The sequence below is a fragment of the Roseofilum sp. Guam genome, assembly GCF_017746735.1.
GTDB classification, from domain to species: Bacteria; Cyanobacteriota; Cyanobacteriia; order Cyanobacteriales; family Desertifilaceae; genus Roseofilum; species Roseofilum reptotaenium.
On sequence record NZ_JAGHZN010000028.1, the window covers coordinates 45,737 to 64,404 of the forward strand.

Sequence of the window (18,668 nt, forward strand, 5' to 3'; positions counted from 1 at the left end):
GAGAACACTTATGGAATTTAGCGAACTGCAAGACCTAGCCGAACAGGAGAAAAAAGCCCAGAAACCCACCAGAGTTCATTGTTGTACCTCAACCGGATGCCAAGCGGCTCAATCTTTAGCCGTCAAGAAAGGCATGGAACAAGCCGTTAAAGACCAAGGCTTGGAAGATGATGTGCAGATTATTGGGGTAGGCTGCATGGGATTTTGTGGGCAAGGGCCCATTGTTCAGATCGATTCGGAATCTTCAGAAGCGGCTGATGGACTCTATTATGAAAAAGTGACTCCAGAGCAAGCGCCCTCTATTATTGACGGCTTAAAGGGAGGAGCGGTTACTGCCAATCAAGGTGATCCCAATCATCCCTTCTTCAGTCGTCAGTTCCCCATTGTGCGTGAATACAGCGGCAAAATTGACCCAGAAAGTATTGGTGAATACCTGGCCATGGGAGGCTATCAGTCCCTGTATCATGCCGTCTATGAAATGTCTCCAGAAGAGGTAATCGCAGAAATTACGAAAGCTGGACTTCGGGGACGGGGAGGTGCAGGTTATCCTACCGGATTAAAGTGGGCGACCATGGCGAAAATGCCCTCTGGACAAAAATACGTCATTTGTAACGCCGATGAAGGAGACCCCGGCGCATTTATGGATCGTTCTGTACTCGAGAGCGATCCTCATCGAATTTTAGAAGGAATGGCGATCGCCGGATACGCCGTCGGAGCCAACCAAGGCTACATCTACGTCCGCGCCGAATATCCCCTCGCCATTACCCGCCTCGAAAAAGCCATCAGACAAGCCAAACGGCAAGGCTTCCTCGGCTCCGGTATCCTCGGCTCGTCAATTGACTTTAACATTGCCATTCGCGTCGGTGCAGGAGCCTTCGTTTGCGGCGAAGAAACCGCCCTCATCGCCTCCATCGATGGCGGACGCGGAGTCCCTCGTCCCCGTCCTCCCTATCCTGCTGTTTCCGGACTCTGGGGAGAACCCACCTTAATCAATAACGTAGAAACCCTGGGTAACATTGCCCCCATTATCCGCAATGGTTCAGACTGGTTTGCTGGTATTGGTACAGAAAAAAGCAAAGGCACCAAAATTTTCTCCCTCACTGGAAAAGTGTGCAATAACGGCCTAATTGAAGTGCCCATGGGGATTACCTTACGAGAAATTGTCGAAGTGATGGGGGGTGGAGTCCCTGATGGCGGCAAAGTGAAAGCAGTGCAAACCGGTGGTCCCTCTGGCGGTTGTATTCCGGCTGAATATATGGATACCCCCGTAGACTATGACTCTCTGACCAAACTCGGTTCCATGATGGGTTCAGGAGGAATGGTGGTCATGGATGACTCCACCAACATGGTACAGGTGGCCCAATTTTACATGGAATTTTGCCAGGAAGAATCTTGTGGTAAATGCATTCCCTGTCGCACCGGAACCGTGCAGATGTACGAACTGTTGACCAAAGTCATTAAAGGAAAGGGAACCCTTGCAGACTTGGAAAACCTAGAAAATCTTTGTCAGATGGTGCGTGTAACCAGCTTATGCGGGTTAGGAATGAGTGCGCCCAACCCGGTGTTGAGTACGTTGCGCTATTTCAAATCTGAGTATGAGGAGTTCTTAGCTGTTAAGGCTTAAATCCTCCCTCCATTTAGTTATTCTCGCTTTGCCTCATAAGGAGTGAAATTCAATTATGTTTTGTGAACAATGCGAACAAACCGCCAGTGGTCAAGGTTGTCACCAATGGGGCGCTTGTGGGAAAAGTCCAGCCGTGAATGGGGTTCAAGACCTCTTGGTCTATTGCCTTAGAAGTTTAGCCCCCGTAGCTCTAAAAGCTGGAGAACTGGGATTATCCATTTTAGAAGTCGATCGCTTTACCTGCGAGAGCCTGTTTACCACGATGACGAATGTCAACTTTGACCAGCGTTATTTTGCCAATTTAATTCGTCATGCGATCGCCCTGCGGGAAGATCTGAAAGTTCAAATTGCCCAATCTATAAGCATTGAGTGGCCCGAAATTGCCCACTATCAACCTGACTTTACGGAAAGTTTAGCCGAACAGGGGGAAAACCTTACTGCTCGCTTGCTAGAGTCAGCCAAGGGCAACCCCGATATCTTTGCCCTGAAGTTGCTGGTACTCTATGGAGCCAAAGGTATGGCTTCCTATGCCTTCCATGCCTACGAACTCGGTCAAGAAGACCCCGATATTTACCAGTTCTGCCATCAAGCTTTACATGCAGTCGATCAAGACAATTTGACCTTAGAGGAGTGGGTGGCCTTAGCGCTGAAAATAGGAGAAATGAACCTGAAAGCTATGGCTTGCTTAGATGCGGGTCATACCGAAACCTATGGTCATCCCGTACCGACTACCGTACCCCTTAACCCCAGACCAGGCAAGGCGATCCTGGTTTCAGGTCATGACATTAAGCAACTCGCGGCTCTACTCGAACAAACCCTAGACAGTGGTATTACGGTTTACACCCATGGCGAGCTACTTCCAGCCCATGGGTATCCCCAGCTCAAAGAGCGCTATCCCCATCTGTATGGTCACTATGGTAAAGCTTGGCAAAATCAAACCCGCGACTTTGCCAAATTTCCCGGCCCGGTTGTTATTACGACCAACTGCCTGATGCCTCCCCATGAGACTTATGAAGAGCATCTATACACGGTTGGGCCGGTTGGTTTTCCCGGAATTATCCATTTACCCACCCTTGATGACACTGTGGATTATAGTTTGGTGATTTCCAGGGCAAAAACCATGGAAGGGTTTACTGAAGAAACTGAACCTCGCCAGGTGATGACCGGCTTTGCTCGCAATGCGGTCTTAAGCGTGAGTGAGACCATTATTGATGCAGTTAAACAGGGTAAAATTCGCCATTTCTTCCTGGTGGGGGGGTGTGATGGTGCGAAACCCGATCGCAACTACTATACGGAATTTGTGGAAAAAGTGCCCCAAGATTGCGTAGTCTTGACGCTCGCTTGTGGAAAATTCCGCTTCTTTGATCAGCAATTGGGAACCATTGGAGGGATTCCGCGCTTATTGGATGTGGGGCAATGTAATGATGCCTATTCTGCGATTCAAATTGCTCTGGGTCTAGCGAATGCTTTTGAGATGGATGTGAACGAACTGCCCTTATCTATGGTGCTGTCTTGGTACGAGCAAAAGGCGATCGCCATTTTACTCACCTTACTCCATTTGGGAATTAAAGACATCCGCCTAGGGCCAACTCTGCCCGCGTTCTTAACTCCCAATGTGTTTAAGTTGCTCTCCGAGACCTATAACTTGCAACCGATTTCTACCCCAGAAGCCGATCTAGCCGCTTGTTTAGCCGTGTAAGAGATAGGGAGATAGGGAGATAGGGGGATGGGGAGATCAACTGATTGCCTATTGCCTGTTCCCTATTCCCGATTCCCTATTCCCCATTCCCCATTCCCTAATTTTGGAGAACACTATGTCTGTAAAAACCCTAACTATTGATGGAATTGATGTTGCCATTGAAGAAGGCTCCACGCTTTTAGAGGCAGCCAAAGAAGCCGGGGTTGAGATCCCAACCCTGTGTCACTTAGATGGCATCTCTGATGTGGGGGCTTGTCGCCTCTGTTTAGTCGAAGTTACTGGCATTCCGAAGTTACTGCCGGCTTGCGTCACTGAGGTTTCTGAAGGCATGGAAGTGCAAACGCAAACGGCAAAACTGCAAGACTATCGGCGGATGACGGTTGAACTACTGTTTTCTGAAGGCAATCACTTTTGTGCCTTTTGTGTCGCTAATGGCAACTGCGAACTTCAGGATGTGGCGATCGCCGTCGGTATGGATCATTCCCGCTTTGAATATCGCTTCCCCAACCGCGAAGTTGATGTGTCCCATCCCCAATTTGGTATCGACCACAACCGGTGTATTCTCTGTACTCGCTGCGTGCGAGTCTGCGATCAGATTGAAGGGGCCCATGTTTGGGATGTTTCTGGACGCGGGGGAACCTCAAAAATCATCTCAGGTTTAAATCAACCTTGGGGTGAAGTCAGTGCTTGTACCTCCTGTGGTAAATGTGTCAATGCTTGTCCTACGGGGTCAATTTTCCGCAAGGGAACTACTACCGCAGAGAAAGAAAGCGATCGCGAAAAACTGGAGTTCCTCGTCACTGCTCGGACTAAGCACCAATGGACGAGATAATCATCAATGGCTCAAGGTAGCAAAATCATGACTCAACCCCTTGATGTAACAGCGAGTTTATCCAAATCAGAATTAATCGAACAGCAGTTCTTAGAAGTTCTGGAGAGTTGTGAATCTCTTGGCTCTCATCATGCAGAATACTCTAGTATTCCTTATGAATCTGTAGATAGACTCTGCGATCTTGCTCAAGATGTGAATGGTTTTGTACGCTTTTTGATGATCTATAAAGAGTCAATTCAAATGGCTGTCAATGCCGTATTTGGCTATGCAAGTACAGTCGATAATTGGAGAGTTAAAGAGTCTCCAATTGGATTTGGAGTCCGAGACTTTTGTAGCCTGTTAGTTGCTATGCTCCAAGGACAACAAGCAAGCAGCATATTGGCTTCCGGTAATTTCGAGTCCTTAGACGCGATCGCTGAATTATTGGATGAATGGAGGGGAGTTAAGTTTCACGAAATTCTAGAGAAACAAGCACAGTACCTATTGAATGGAAACTAAAACTAGGAGAGAACACCATGGCAAAGATTAGAATGGCAACGGTTTGGCTGGCGGGATGTTCGGGCTGCCATATGTCCTTTTTGGACTTAGATGAATTCCTATTTGATGTAGCAGAAAAAGTCGATGTAGTTTACTCTCCCGTCGGCTCAGATATTAAGGAATATCCAGAAAATGTAGATGTCTGTTTAGTCGAAGGGGCGATCGCCAATGAGGAAAACTTAGAACTTGCCCTAAAAGTTCGCGAGAGAACGAAAACCGTGATTTCCTTTGGAGATTGTGCCGTGACGGCTAATGTTCCCGCCATGCGGAATATGCTAGGAGGAACGGAACCGGTATTAAAACGCTGTTATTTGGAACTGGGAGATACCACGCCCCAATTGCCCAATGAGCCGGGCATTGTGCCGGAATTACTCGATAAAGTCCGCCCGCTTCATGAAACGATTAAAGTGGATTTGTTTATTCCCGGATGTCCCCCCCCAGCCGATCGGATTAAAGCAGCGATCGCGCCTTTATTAGAAGGGCAAACTCCAACCATGGAAGGACGGGAAATGATTAAATTTGGCTAACCCATCCATCCTCGCTAAAAACCCGTAAGGGCAGGTTTCACTAGGTTTGTGCAAACCCGCCCCAACCCCATTCATTCCCACCTCAAAACCAATAAAGGAGAACGCCAAAATGAGTAAAAAAGTTGTTATCGATCCCGTAACCCGTATTGAAGGTCATGCCAAAATTTCTATCTTCTTAGATGATGCGGGAGAAGTAGAAAATGCCCAGTTTCATGTTGTTGAATTTCGCGGATTTGAGAAATTCTGTGAAGGGCGACCCATGTTTGAAATGGCTGGCATTACCGCCCGAATCTGTGGAATTTGTCCGGTCAGTCACCTGTTAGCTGCTGCCAAAACTGGAGATAAAATATTAGCTGTACAAGTGCCTCCGGGAGGGGAAAAACTGCGGCGAATGATGAATTTAGCTCAGTTGACTCAATCCCATGCTTTGAGCTTTTTCCATCTCAGTAGTCCCGATTTTCTGCTGGGATGGGAGAGCGATCCAGCAACTCGAAATGTATTTGGCTTAATTGCAGCCGATCCAGAGTTGGCACGGGAAGGAATTCGCCTGCGGCAGTTTGGACAAACGATTATTGAACTGTTAGGCGCGAGGAAAATTCATTCAGCCTGGGCAGTTCCGGGTGGAGTGCGATCTCCACTTTCAGACGAAGGTCGCGCTTGGATCAAGGAGCGTCTACCAGAGTCGCGCGCAGTGACGGAGAAAGCTCTAGCTCTGTTTAAGCGGTTATTGGATAGTGAGTTAACCACAGAAGCCGAAGTTTTTGGTAAGTTCTCCTCCTTATTTATGGGCTTAGTTGGAGCTGATGGCAGTTGGGAACATTATGGCGGTCATCTGCGCTTTATTGACAGCGAGGGGAATATCGTTGCCGATCATTTGAGCGAGGATAATTATCAAGACTTTATCGGCGAAGCAGTGGAAAATTGGTCGTATTTGAAATTCCCCTACTATAAACCTCTAGGATATCCCGATGGTATCTATCGCGTCGGTCCCTTAGCGCGGTTGAATGTGTGCGATCGCGTGGGAACACCGAATGCAGACCGAGAATTACAAGAAATGCGCGATCGCGCGGGCGGACGGGTTGCGACTTCTTCCTTCTACTACCACTATGCTCGGTTGATTGAAATCATGGCGTGTCTGGAGCGCTTAGAACAATTAGTAGACGATCCTGATGTGGTTTCGTCCCGCGTTCGCGCCACTGGAGGCATTAATAACCTAGAAGGAATTGGAGTCAGCGAAGCGCCGAGAGGAACCCTTTTCCATCACTATAAAGTGGATGAACAGGGATTAATTGAGAAAGTTAACCTGATTATTGCCACCGGTCAAAATAACCTGGCGATGAATAAAACCGTGACTCAAATTGCCAAACATTATATCCACGGCAATGAGATTCCTGAAGCCATGCTCAACCGTACAGAAGCCGGTATTCGCGCCTACGATCCCTGTCTGAGCTGCTCGACTCATGCCATAGGACAAATGCCGTTGCATCTAGAGTTAGTGCGCCCCGATGGTAGTATTGCACACCAGCTTTATCGGGATTAAATTCTAGCGATCGCCATAGGATTAGAAACCGGGTTTCTGGCTCCTCTCCATTGCAGGGTGCATCTGTGGGGAGAAACCCGGTTTCTTTTCATCTCTAAACATGCTCCAAGTTGGCGATCGGCGAACGGTTCAATTTTTCCAGCCAATCTTGGACAAGTGGTACAGAAAGAGGAGACGCGAGCCAAGGATTAGCCAGTTCAAAGATTAGGTTTTTTAGTAATTCTTCATGTTCATCATCATAGGTAATATCCTCTCGTCCTTCAATGGTATTTGCCCAATCTTCTAGATCTTCGGCAGAGAGTTTACGATCGAGATAGCGTTGTAGAATGGAGCATAAATGTTGACAGTTGAGGACAACAAGAGGGGTATCGCTATCCCATCCAAAGTCATGAAGATAGGGCACAATTTCACCGAGGGGTTGGTTGAAGTTTAATAGGGCATTAAGCAATTCAGTTCGAGTTTTCATGGGTATTTTTGTTTAACGTGAACAATACTACCATCGGGTGCATAGGTGGTTTTCGTATAGAAAAGGGTTGTTCCTGTCGAGTCTACTTGTTTTTCATAGGTGGCAAAAGAACCGGGAATATTTCTAGCAGGAACATCAGCGAGAAAGGCTTTACCTCCATTGGGAAGATCGTAGATTTTTACTGCACTAGCATTTTTGGGAAGACGTTCTTGAAAGCGCTATGTTTCGCCCATCACTTAACGGTTAATTCACAATGACCGCGATTTTGAGATCATTGCCACAGTAACCAGCCTTAATCTGTGCTAAAGTAGCGAAAAATGCAACAGCACAAGCCTTATGGAAGCCTTAACCGATAATGCTCCGCATCACTGGCGCGATCGCACTCTCCTCTCCAATCTCTACGATCGCGATTATTATCTGTGGCTGGAAACTACGTCACAATTATTGCGCGATCGCCAACTCGATCGCATCGATCTGGAGCATCTGGCAGAAGAGCTTGAAGACATGGGGAAAAGTGAGAAACGGGCGATCGAGAGTAACTTGGAAATTCTACTGATGCACCTACTCAAGTATCAATATCAACTCGAAAAGCAGACGAATAGCTGGCGCTATACTATCTACGAACATCGCGATCGCATTCAAAAAGCCTTTCGAGATAGCCCCAGCCTAAAAAACTATTTTAACCAAATTTTCGAGGGCTGTTATGCCAAAGCACGCCAGCGAGCTGCTATTGAAACAGGTATGAACATCGATAATTTCCCAGAACTGTGTCCCTTTTCCATAACTGAAACCCTAGATATGGACTATTGGCCGGAAAACGAAGCAGAAGAAAAGCTTGATACTGATTCTCTTTAACTTTGCCCTTATCCCCCTATCCCAATTAGACTCTACTCCCAGGGGGCGGTTAGAAACCGGGTTTGTGCCCACAGATGCAATCTGCGATGGAGAGGAGCGACAAACCCGGTTTCTTTGTTCCTTGCTTTAACTCTTGGTTAAATATTTCGATACAATAGAACCAGTCCATCATTGTTAATTATTCATTATTAATTGATATGAGAATCGTCGGAACTCTGGTAGCGCTGGGAGTGTGGATGACTCCGGTAATGGTGACGGTGGGAGAGCAACCCAGTTGGGCGCAAAGTCAGCAACCTTCGGCGGAGGAAGGAGAGGTAGTAATACAACAGTTAATTCAGTACGCTACTAAGCTGTAACAACAGGGAAAATCACAAGAAGCTATAGAAGTTTTGCAGCAAATTGTGGCTATTTCGCAGCAGTTAGAACTTAATGAAGTAGAAGCCATTGCATGGCTCGCAATTGGATACAATGCCGATCAGCTAGGAAAACCTCAATTTGCCATAGAATCCTACCAACAAGCATTACCTCTTTTCCGAGCAGTGAGAAATCAACATGGAGAAGCAAAGACGTTAAATAATTTGGGGTTAGTTTACAGCAACATTGCTCAACTACAGCAAGCCTTGGAGTGTTATCAAAAAGCTTTGACCATTTACGAAGCTGTGCAAGACCGAGAAGGAGAGGCGGCGACGTTGACGAATTTGGGGTTAGCTTACCACAGAATCGGTAAACCACAACGAGCAATAGAGTATTATCAACAAGCCTTAGAATATTTCCAACAAGCCTTACCTATTCTCCGAGACGTACAAGACCGAAGGGGAGAGGCAACGACTTTAAATAATTTGGGAGTAATTTATGAAAGTACCGGTGAGCCGCAACGGGCTATAAATTATTATCAGCAAGCATTACCTATACATCAGGCAATCCAATACCAACATGGAGAGGCGACGACATTAAATAATTTGGGGGGAGTTTACAACCGCATCGGCGAACCCCAACAGGCAATAGAGTATTTGGAACAAGCCTTACCTATCCTTCGGGTTATAAAAAATAGAAGTGGAGAGGCGACGACTTTAAATAATCTGGGGGGAGTTTACTACAGCATTGGTGAACCCCAACAGGCAATAGATTATTTGGAACAAGCTTTACCTATTATCCGAGAAGTCCAAGACCGAGGGGGAGAGGTAAGGGCATTGAGCAACATTGCTGTATTTTACCGAGATACCAATCAACCTGAAAAAGCAATTGAATACTGGGAACAATCCCTAGAAATTACCCTCACGCTTCGCAGCAACCTCAAACAAGAAGATCGGAAAAGCTTCATCGAAACTAACCGAGGCCCAGCCATTGGTCTAACCTCCCTGCTCATTCAACAAAACGAACCCAAACAAGCCTTTACTTGGATAAACCGCGTCACCACCTACGAACTCGCTGACTATACTCGCCTCCTCGGTGCGAAAGTCGAAAACCCCGAAGCTCAAGCACGTATCGACCAATATAATCAACGCTGGCAACAAATCGAAAGCCTGAGACGACAACTGCAACTCAACCCCTCCGATGAACTTTCGCGCCGCATCGGTGACCTACAGACGGAAAATATGGAACTGGGAGAAAGAAGTGCCCAACAGTTCCCGGAAGTGGCCGATATTTTTGAAACCACTCCCACCGACATTGAACAACTCCAAGCCACCATCCCGGAAGGAACCCTTGTCCTGCAACCGGTTCCCCTAGCCAATGCTCGTAATACTCCCAATACCCTAGCCCTGTTTCTGCTCACCCGCGATAGTTTCCAGGTGGTGCAAACCTCCCTGGATGTGGAGGAATTTAACCGACTCCTCGACCAATACCTGGAACAACTGCAAACTCCAGAAGATACCACGTACATCGATACCAGCGCCCAACTCTACAACCTTCTCATCCGTCCCATCGAAAGCCAAATCAACGCCTATCAACCGCAAAACCTGAGCATCATTGCCACCGGACAACTGCGCTATCTCCCCTTTGAAACCCTCTACGACGAAGAAAGCGACGAACAGTTAATCGAAAAATACCCCATCAACTACCTGACTCGCCTCTCGAAAACGCCCCCCAACCGCCAACCGATCGCCAAATCTAATGCTATTCTGGCTTTCGGTAACCCGGTTCCGCACCCTCCGCAACATCTACCCGGAGCGGAGGCAGAAGTCAACACCATTACCCAACTGTTTCCCAACAGTCAAGCTTACCTGAATCACGGCGCAACCCTAGACCAGTTCAAAACCCAAGCGCCCAAGTTCGCCTTCCTCCATCTGGCGACCCACGGCTGTTTTAACGCCAACGGGTGTGAATCGCTACAAATGGCAGCCAATACCCTCCTGTTCGCCAATAATACCCAGTGGCCCATCACCGATGCCGCTTTACTGGGGTTGAACCACACCCGACTGATTGCCCTCAGCGCCTGCGAAACAGCCCGCGAAGCCGATGTAGAGGGAAATTTGATTTCTGGAGTCGCTTACCTGTTTGAACGGGCGGGAGCGCAAGCGGTGATGGCTAGTTTATGGAATGTAGCGGATGAATCTACGCAACGGTTAATGAGCGATTTTTACCAGTATGTCCAGGAAGGCATGACCCAAGGGGAAGCGTTACGAAAAGCGAAGCTCAATCAGATTAACAGACATCCCTTTTTCTGGTCACCGTTTATCCTCATCGGCGATCCCCGTTAGATGAGTCATAATTCAGTCATTGCGAATGAAGCGAAGCGGAATGAAGCAATCTCTACAATCTCCAAATCATGGCGATCGCTTCCCTGCAATCACCATGACAATTGTTCAACCAGACTTGATATCATTGCGAATGGAGCGAAGCGAAATGAAGCGATCGCCAACACTAGCGAGATTATGAGATTGCTTCACTCCACTGCGTTCCGTTCGCAATGACATACTGTCACTGATTATTCAGATTTGATATCGCCATAAAATGTAGGATTGAGGATCATGAGTTGATCGCCGTGAATACTTTTCTGAATGGCAACGACAGGAGGGACTTTTCCGGTTTGAGGCTCTTCTAGAGAACTGTCAATCAAATAAATCCAACCATCTCGCTCTAGAAGCAAGCGCCAAACTCTGGGTTGCCTGCCGCCAATATCTGTATTTTCTTTAGCCAGAATATTCTTGAACGCCTGATAATCGCCGAAAAAGCGAAAGCCTTGCACAGAGGGGTCAATAAATTCATCCTCCAGCAGTCTACCGAGGGGAAGTTGATCTTCTGGTGTAATCAGTGTGACAACGGGTAAGGTAGAATTGGGGCCAATATCTCGTTTGACATCGGCGATCGCCTGACTTTGGGCTAAGTGAAATAAAATCAATAATACCCAAGCCACAATCACCGTTTCATCAACCAAGGAGCGCAGAAACTTAATCGAATCAAAATCCAGAGGATTAAACGTGATTAAAGAGTGCATCTGGCGACATAAAAATCGCACCCATCGCCTCTTTGACTTTCGAGGATAGGGCAAGCGAATTTTTACCACTTTATTCAGTTTCCCTAACTTTTTAATCCCCCATAACGTCACATAAATACCATTGATCGTTAACCCTAACGCAAAGATCGTCCGAATAATGGCACCAGTATCTCCTAAAATCACTTGAATGGGAACCATAAAAAAAGATTGGACGGGCAATTCCAACGTCGTCAATTCCAGGCTAAACTGGAAAAAATAGACCGAACGATAAATCCAACCTATAAAAAACAAAGCAGCTCCCAGCAAGCCAATTAAACTGGCAAATCGGCGTAAAATGCTCGGTTCATTCTGGGATGGGGGATTAGACACAATGGTTTATTGGAGGCGAGCTATACTGAGTATTATAGGATTTATTGCTCTTCTGCCGCTATGAAAACTGTAATTAAGGTAGCTTCTCTGCTTGGATGTACGCTCCTGTGGTATGCCAACTTCTCCCTACCTGTATTCACCTCCAAAATAGCTCTTACCTCCAGTATTGCCCAAGCCCAATCTACCCAGCAACAGCTTACGGTTGCCTTACCTGAAGTTGCCCGGATCGCCCTGAAAAACGGAACTACTCTATCCGGACGAGCGATCGCTATTAATCCACAATCTATCACTCTAGAACGAAGTAATCAGAGTCGAGAGATAGACTGGGAAACTGTATCTTCAGTTCAATTCGATCCAGATTCAGACATTTGGGAAACACAGGGAAGGAGGCTAGTGATTCGTGGAGAAGAGGGTGCAGAAAAGAAAAAGCATTTAATTCTAGATATTCCTGCCAATCAGATTCAAAAACTCGATCCGGACATTGGCCATTTTCGGATCGATTTAAGCTTTCTGTCTAGAGGCAGAATTCGCGGCATTCTCCAAGTTGCTCACGATCATCTCTATGTAGTCGAGCAGATAGAATATAATCCATCCCAAAATGTGTTTACCTTACAAGCCAAACCCTATCTGAGCCAATAACGGATAACCATCGATAAATGTAGGGTTAGCATTGAAACAAAACTTGCAACTCCGCATTGCATGGCATCACAATTATAAGAGTTTAAAAACTCCTACTCTAGCATTGCTGGACTACACCAATAATGACCAACTTGCCATAGAGTTTGGTTCGTTCTCCATAGAGATCGATCGCTATCAGCTTACCATCACTACATCGACCCTTACCCTGATAGGTTAACCGCTTGCGATCGCCCTGAAAACACTCGTGAATTTGATCGAACACAGAGCGCCTACTTTCCACTGCCATTAAATCCAGAAATGACTCTAAACCGACTAATTCTGCAAATCGATAGCCAAATAGATTAGCTAACTGCCGATTCGCATACACAAACTTTCCCCGTTCCGTGAGCATATAGAATCCTAACTTGTCTAAGGAGTCTTCTTCGTGGGAGGGTTCTTCAGCACTCTTCTCTGGTATAGAAGAAGGACGCTCCAGTTTTTGATATTCTACATAAAGCCGGACATTATCCAACACTACCCCCATTTGTTCGGCTGTTTTCTCCATTAAACTCGCGGTATCTTCCGTAAAATATCCCGGTTCAGGATGCATGAGGGTTAAAATTCCCAAAAGGGTTTGAGAGCGAAAAATGGGCACACCTAATGCTGAACGCACCAAATAAGGCTCATCAGGAAGGGTTAACCAGCGATCGTCGGTTTTTGTATCAGTAATTAAACCAATTTCTCGATGATGATTCACCCAACCCGCTAATCCTTTGTCTAAGACTTGACCAATGATCGCCTGTTTATGATCTCGAATGGTTGCCCCCCGCGCTAATACACTGGCGACTACTGTTCCTTTTGGATCTAAGAAAAATAAGCTCCCTTCTTCTGCTTCTGTAAACTGAATAGCGATTTTCAAGGTTTGTTGTAGAACCGATCGCAGCATCAACGAACCCGTCGAAGTCCGCATTAAATTTGTAAATGTGCGGAGCAGTTCATTTTGAGCTTCAAAGGCTTTTTGATCCTGTTTCAGATTCCGGATCTCTTGATGCAAATGATGGAGTTCTGCGGTTCGGTTCTCGTCTAGACGATCGCTCATTTTTCCTTAGTCCTGAAATTATCGCGCTGGGCGCTGGTAATGGATAAACCTTTTTCTTCCTCGAAAGTCCCTATGTTTAAGACTTTCCCCAAAATAACTACTGAAGGAAAACCCATCGATAGTTTACCTCATAGTAGGAAACTGTGGTTTAAGGATTTTGGGCTGGCGCTGGAGTGGCTAAAGTTTCCGGTGATAGATTAATAAAGGGTAGCGCACCTTGGCCACCCATAACGGTCGGAAAGTGACCATCCCATTTTTCAATGGCTAGTTTTTGCAGCAAAATCGGTGTTAGGGTTTGTCGTTGCAGTCGTTGCGCTTCGGCTTGTCCTTTGGCGCGGTTGATTTCCGCTTGGGCTTCTTTTTCTGCTTTCAAGGCTTCAAAGTCTGCCCGCTTTGCTTCTTGTTCGGCAATTTGTTTGGCTTCAATGGCTTTGGAAAATTCTGGTGAAAAGGAGACATTAACCAGGGAAACATCATCAATCAAAATGCCATAGGATGTAATTCTTTGCTTCAGAGCTTGATCGATTTCCTGTTTTAATTCGGTTCGTCGAGTAATGATTTCTTCGGCATTTTTCTTAGCGGTTGCGGCTTTCACGACTTCGGAAACCGAGGGCGTAATAATCCGAATCAGGATTTGTTCGTGATTACCAATTTGTTGAAAGACTCGATTCACTCGTGATGGATCGATATGCCAATTAATGGCAATTTCCATGCCCACATCTTGTAAATCACGGGAAGAAGCTTCTGCATTGACATCATTTTTCTGGACTCGTACACTGAGACTTTGTACGGTTGTCATCACTGGAATAATAGGATGAATCCCCTCGTCTAATATGACATCTTGGACTTTGCCAAATTTCATGACTACGCCCCTTTCTCCAGCATTCACGATGACAAAAGGACGAAAAATTAAACTGATAAATACGAGGAAAAATGCTCCTAATACGGGAATCATCAATTGGGGATTGGTGAATTGGGAGTTTGAGGGAAAAGGATTAGGCGATTTCATAATGGGAATGGGTAATGGATAATCGAGAAGGGTTAATGGGTCGTCTTATTAAATGGGGATTTCTGGAATACTGTCTAGGGGAGGGAGAGACCATAATTCAGAATCTACCGTAACTTCTGTCACTTGATCAGAGGAGAGGCGATCGCATCGGCGCGCAAATGGACATCGGGTACATTCACTTGATGTGACTGGAACTTGAGGAAAATCATGTCCCTGGATATAGTGCTTTAACCCTTGGTTGAGTTGGCATAAAAGTTTACTTAATTCCAGTTTTGTTTGTTCATGTTGCCCGTTATCATACTTAAATTCGAGGGCAGTTGCTCGATTATGTAACGAATTTTTACCTTTGACAAACCAGTAGGTTATGGAAATCTGTTCAGGGGGATAATGACTGGTTTTGGCTAAGACAAAGGGATAAAGACGGGTTTGCCAATTCTGTTTCAGGCGATCGCTATTTTGCGGTTGCAGATAGGTTTTCCAATCCATAATTTGCGCCTGGTGCGATCGGCAAATCAATAAATCATAAATCACTGTCAGCCAATACCCCTCAAACTCCAGGGTTCGCTGGTGTTCACTTTCCCGAAAATTCCCCCCATCTGCAAACAATCCCGGATAAGCAGTCATTAATCGTTCTAAACCCTGTTTAAATTGAGGATCGCGCGCCAAAATCCCCTCAATGGGTAACCCTAATTCTCGCTGTTGCATCAACAAATGAAACTGGCTTCCCCATTCAGATTTTTCCTGTTGCTCCACAGGAACAACATAAGGAATTTTTTCCAAAAAGATATACTGAAATTTACGCCCACAGGTACTCAAAATATTTAAATGACCTTGAGAGAGGCGCAAGCTCAACTGCTCCATCATTTCCATCACCTATTATTCATTACCCCTTCCCAGCCCGTAGCACGCTAACATCGAGCTAGCACAAATACACTCTCCTTATTGCCACGATTAATGCGTAAATCTTGATCTAAATAGGTAATATCTAACCAACCTTTTTGATTTTCCTCACTAATGGGGAAATCAAACGGCCAGAAGGTGGCGCTCTCTTGTATTTTCTCAATTATCTGTGAGGGAGATTCATAACCCAAAACCCGTTGCAGGCCGAAAATTCCTCGATTAAAGCGCACATTTACCCGTCGCTCATTGACTACGGAGAAACTGGCCCGAACACTTACGAGAGAGTCTAAATAAGGTAAACCATCGAGTTCACCAATATTATAAACCGCCTGCTCATCAGCCCGAATACATTGATAGATTTGGCCCAACTGATACAGGGGAATGCGATCAATATTCAACAACTCTGCACTGGTGGTATACAGCAAACGCCAGTCGCCACTCAGAAGTTCCGGAAATTCAGTTGGGCGAGGGTTGGGATTGCGCTCTTCGAGTTGCACCACATAGGACAAAATAGCCTGTTTTTCAGTGGCTGAAGCCAATATACCCCGATTTGTGCCGGCGATCGCTTCTAACAAACGGTCTTTACCAATCATAATTCCCCCTAAGTGAATGACCTATACAATTAACAGCTATGCTTATGCTAACAACTGGCTTTCCAGAATCCTGATAAACTCAAAAGAGATGAGTATCACCAATTGGATTTTCCTATTCTCTCAGCCATGTCTGCCAAATTTGTACCGATCAAAAACCCCTCCTTGCGAGAAACCCCTCGTTCTCAACTGGCTCCTATTCTTCCTTCTCCTCAAACCGAGTCCCTAGTAGACTGGTTGGAAAAAACCGGACGCATGTCTGCCCGCGATCCCCAAGAGCAAGAGTTTGTAGATAATGATGTGGATATCTCTGAACTCGAACTGATTGAGGGAGGAGACGATAACTATGATGACGATGATGATTCCGTCGAGGATGAGTAAGCGATACAGCACTTTGTGATGTCATGAGGTACAGTCAGAACAATCCCCCTAAATCCCCCGAAGATCGGGGGACTTTTACTGCCCCCTTTTCTAAGGTGAAAATTGCTGTAACTCTAGATTGAGTGTTTTTTTGAGTGTGAATGTGAGGAAAAACTGTGGACGCGAAACTTAGCTTTGGGGGGTTTTCCTTTCCCTGGGGAACCCGTCTATTTTTAATCTTACTGGTCGGTCTGGGACTGACGGCTTTAACGTTAGATCTACAGATGAACCAATTATCCCAGGGTTGGTTTTCCCTGAGTCTGCCCTTCTGGAGCGGGTTCCTACTGACTGCCCTCATGGGGGCTTGGGCTGTACCGACGTTAAGGAAGATTAAAGCTGGCCAAATTATCCGCGAAGATGGGCCGCAAGACCATTTGAAGAAAGCGGGCACTCCAACTATGGGAGGGATCTTTTTTATTCCGGTGGCAGTTCTGGTGGCGCTGGTGGCTTCGGGTGGCGATCGCCTGGTTCTAATCGTTTCCCTTGTTATCTTAGGCTATGGAATGATCGGGTGGATTGATGATTGGCAAATTCTCCGCCGCCGCTCCAATAAGGGGATTTCTCCTCGGATGAAGCTGATCCTACAAACCCTATTGGCGGTTGTTTTTTGCCTGTGGATGCTCTTGACGCAACCCGGAGATCTGACCACAGTGGCTCTATTTGGAGCGGTTAGCCTGCCTCTGGGTTTTGTCTTTTGGCCGATAGCAGCTTTTGCCCTAGTTTCTGAAAGTAATGCGGTGAACCTCACAGATGGTTTAGACGGTTTAGCGGGAGGAACTTGCGCGATCGCCTTTTTAGCCCTCGGTGTTTTGCTAGCACCTACTGCTCCCAGTTTAATGATCCTCTGCGCTGCCATCAGTGGCAGTTGTATTGGTTTCTTAGTCTACAACCGCAACCCTGCCCAAGTATTTATGGGAGATACGGGTTCTATGGCTCTTGGCGGCGGTTTAGCGGCGATCGCCCTCATTAGCGGTAACATCTGGAGCTTATTAATTCTCAGCGGTCTCTTTGTCATCGAAGCCCTCTCCGTTATCTTACAAGTGAGCTACTACAAAGCCACCAAAGGACCCGACGGTATCGGTAAACGGATTCTGAAAATGGCTCCTCTACACCATCATCTTGAACTCTCTGGATGGTCAGAAACCCAAGTGGTTGGCGTATTTTATGGCTTTGTTGGTATCCTTGCCATTCTCAGTTACTTCTAGGTCATCCTGTCAGTGTTTATAGATCGAACGGCGATCGCCCCTTTAGCTATTGAAAATTGGTCAACTCTCGAATCCTTCCCGGCTGCTTCAGTACACTTTGACAACAGATTACAATCTCTCGGCTGGTTGTAATTCGGGAGAATGGGAAGGTAGAAAGAGCAAATCTAGCCCTTCTGGTAGTATAACCTTCTCACTCATATGCCATCCGGCTTTACTCAAACCACATTTCTTCCTTATGGGTGGGCAGAAAAAGGGAAAAAAGTTTATGGAGAACGCGACGGCAAACCCCGTCAGCACACGTACTTGATTGCTGGTAGGAGAGGCTCAAAACTATTAGCCCCCGTTTTATTCACACGAACAACCAATGCCGTGTTTTTTAACCATTGGCAGAACATCATCTACTACCAGAACTCAATCCTAAGAGCCTGCTAATTATGGACAATGCTGCCTTTCACAAGCAAGGAGATATTCGAGCGATTGCCAAAACTCACGGACACCCGGTTCTGTTTTTACCAGCTTCTTCACCTGAGTATAGTCCTATCGAAGCAGATTTTGCTATTCTCAAAAAGCAGAGGATTTATGCCCAGCCTGGTACGACTCTCGATGAGATCGTTAAACTGTACGGAACTTAATTGGAATGACTATAGCGCTTCGCGCTAGGCAATAGGCAATAGGTAATAGCTTGTATGGCTTCGGTTCTAAGGCTTCAAGCTGTACCTCATAGAATAGAGAAACGCTATATAGAGTGCCCATAATTGTTCGATATCCATGGCCTTAACGATTGACGGCTAATGAGATTATAGCAAGCCAAAAAAAACGCCCCCCTTGCGGAGAGCGTTTTTTTAGATTAAATCAGTTGATTAAAAAACTGGAATTAACCGTTGATAGCAGGAGCAGTTAAAGCTACAGGAGCTTCTTCTCCAGCCGCCAAGTCTAAGGGGA

At 46.2% G+C, this 18,668-nt stretch carries 19 protein-coding genes; 13 read left to right on the plus strand and 6 right to left on the minus strand.

The genetic code is table 11. From position 1 onward, the window contains the following. Positions 1-10 precede the first annotated feature (10 nt). The 6 genes from J7529_RS12500 (at position 11) to J7529_RS12525 (ending at position 6,759) form a co-directional block, all read left to right on the plus strand. On the plus strand, positions 11-1,624 hold the full coding sequence (locus J7529_RS12500) for a NuoF family protein (protein ID WP_318729228.1): 1,614 nt from the start codon (positions 11-13) through the stop codon (positions 1,622-1,624). A gap of 55 nt (positions 1,625-1,679) precedes the next feature. Then, positions 1,680-3,323 (plus strand): hydroxylamine reductase, encoded by a 1,644-nt coding sequence (hcp, locus tag J7529_RS12505; RefSeq protein ID WP_318729229.1) that lies wholly within the window; start codon positions 1,680-1,682, stop codon positions 3,321-3,323. A gap of 115 nt (positions 3,324-3,438) precedes the next feature. Further along, entirely contained in the window at positions 3,439-4,155 is a 717-nt protein-coding gene (gene hoxU, locus J7529_RS12510) for a bidirectional hydrogenase complex protein HoxU (RefSeq protein ID WP_271937762.1), read from the plus strand. A 6-nt stretch (positions 4,156-4,161) separates the two neighbouring features. Next, positions 4,162-4,653 (plus strand): hypothetical protein, encoded by a 492-nt coding sequence (locus J7529_RS12515; RefSeq protein WP_318729230.1) that lies wholly within the window; start codon positions 4,162-4,164, stop codon positions 4,651-4,653. A 17-nt stretch (positions 4,654-4,670) separates the two neighbouring features. Continuing rightward, positions 4,671-5,219, plus strand: a complete 549-nt coding sequence (locus J7529_RS12520) for an oxidoreductase (protein ID WP_271937764.1) — start codon at positions 4,671-4,673, stop codon at positions 5,217-5,219. Between the two features lie 109 nt (positions 5,220-5,328). Next, positions 5,329-6,759, plus strand: coding sequence for a Ni/Fe hydrogenase subunit alpha (locus J7529_RS12525; protein ID WP_271937765.1), 1,431 nt, complete (start codon positions 5,329-5,331; stop codon positions 6,757-6,759). 94 nt (positions 6,760-6,853) lie between these two features. On the opposite strand, the gene J7529_RS12530 is transcribed toward J7529_RS12525, so the two are convergent. Beyond that, the gene (locus tag J7529_RS12530; protein ID WP_318729231.1) at positions 6,854-7,225 is read right to left on the minus strand and encodes a hypothetical protein; all 372 of its coding nucleotides are present in this window, start codon (positions 7,223-7,225) and stop codon (positions 6,854-6,856) included. A gap of 336 nt (positions 7,226-7,561) precedes the next feature. On the opposite strand from J7529_RS12530, the gene J7529_RS12535 reads away from it, so the two are divergent. The 3 genes from J7529_RS12535 to J7529_RS12545 all read left to right on the plus strand — a co-directional run bounded on the left by J7529_RS12535 (position 7,562) and on the right by J7529_RS12545 (position 10,779). After that, complete coding sequence (locus J7529_RS12535) at positions 7,562-8,080, plus strand: DUF29 domain-containing protein (RefSeq protein WP_318729232.1); 519 nt, start codon at positions 7,562-7,564, stop codon at positions 8,078-8,080. 197 nt (positions 8,081-8,277) lie between these two features. Then, the gene (locus tag J7529_RS12540) at positions 8,278-8,436 is read left to right on the plus strand and encodes a hypothetical protein (RefSeq protein ID WP_318729233.1); all 159 of its coding nucleotides are present in this window, start codon (positions 8,278-8,280) and stop codon (positions 8,434-8,436) included. A gap of 33 nt (positions 8,437-8,469) precedes the next feature. Further along, a complete protein-coding gene (locus J7529_RS12545) occupies positions 8,470-10,779 on the plus strand; it encodes a CHAT domain-containing tetratricopeptide repeat protein (RefSeq protein ID WP_318729234.1) in 2,310 nt (769 codons plus the stop codon). A 227-nt stretch (positions 10,780-11,006) separates the two neighbouring features. On the opposite strand, the gene J7529_RS12550 is transcribed toward J7529_RS12545, so the two are convergent. After that, positions 11,007-11,885, minus strand: coding sequence for a hypothetical protein (locus J7529_RS12550; RefSeq protein ID WP_318729235.1), 879 nt, complete (start codon positions 11,883-11,885; stop codon positions 11,007-11,009). A gap of 60 nt (positions 11,886-11,945) precedes the next feature. On the opposite strand from J7529_RS12550, the gene J7529_RS12555 reads away from it, so the two are divergent. Beyond that, positions 11,946-12,524: a hypothetical protein gene (locus J7529_RS12555; protein ID WP_318729236.1), complete on the plus strand. Its 579-nt coding sequence runs from the start codon at positions 11,946-11,948 to the stop codon at positions 12,522-12,524. Between the two features lie 97 nt (positions 12,525-12,621). Here J7529_RS12555 and J7529_RS12560 read toward each other — a convergent pair whose 3' ends face one another. The 4 genes from J7529_RS12560 to J7529_RS12575 form a co-directional block, all read right to left on the minus strand. Next, positions 12,622-13,602 (minus strand): GAF domain-containing protein, encoded by a 981-nt coding sequence (locus J7529_RS12560; RefSeq protein WP_318729237.1) that lies wholly within the window; start codon positions 13,600-13,602, stop codon positions 12,622-12,624. Positions 13,603-13,750: 148 nt separating this feature from the next. Next, complete coding sequence (locus J7529_RS12565; protein WP_278003004.1) at positions 13,751-14,557, minus strand: prohibitin family protein; 807 nt, start codon at positions 14,555-14,557, stop codon at positions 13,751-13,753. A gap of 102 nt (positions 14,558-14,659) precedes the next feature. Further along, the gene (locus J7529_RS12570) at positions 14,660-15,481 is read right to left on the minus strand and encodes a PD-(D/E)XK nuclease family protein (protein WP_318729238.1); all 822 of its coding nucleotides are present in this window, start codon (positions 15,479-15,481) and stop codon (positions 14,660-14,662) included. Positions 15,482-15,519: 38 nt separating this feature from the next. Beyond that, complete coding sequence (locus J7529_RS12575; protein ID WP_271937770.1) at positions 15,520-16,104, minus strand: PAP/fibrillin family protein; 585 nt, start codon at positions 16,102-16,104, stop codon at positions 15,520-15,522. A gap of 126 nt (positions 16,105-16,230) precedes the next feature. On the opposite strand from J7529_RS12575, the gene J7529_RS12580 reads away from it, so the two are divergent. From J7529_RS12580 to J7529_RS12590, 3 genes are all read left to right on the plus strand, one after another. Beyond that, entirely contained in the window at positions 16,231-16,482 is a 252-nt protein-coding gene (locus J7529_RS12580; protein WP_318729239.1) for a DUF3134 domain-containing protein, read from the plus strand. A gap of 155 nt (positions 16,483-16,637) precedes the next feature. After that, entirely contained in the window at positions 16,638-17,726 is a 1,089-nt protein-coding gene (gene mraY / locus J7529_RS12585; protein ID WP_318729240.1) for a phospho-N-acetylmuramoyl-pentapeptide-transferase, read from the plus strand. 383 nt (positions 17,727-18,109) lie between these two features. After that, positions 18,110-18,358 (plus strand): transposase, encoded by a 249-nt coding sequence (locus J7529_RS12590; RefSeq protein WP_318729241.1) that lies wholly within the window; start codon positions 18,110-18,112, stop codon positions 18,356-18,358. Positions 18,359-18,668 lie beyond the last annotated feature (310 nt).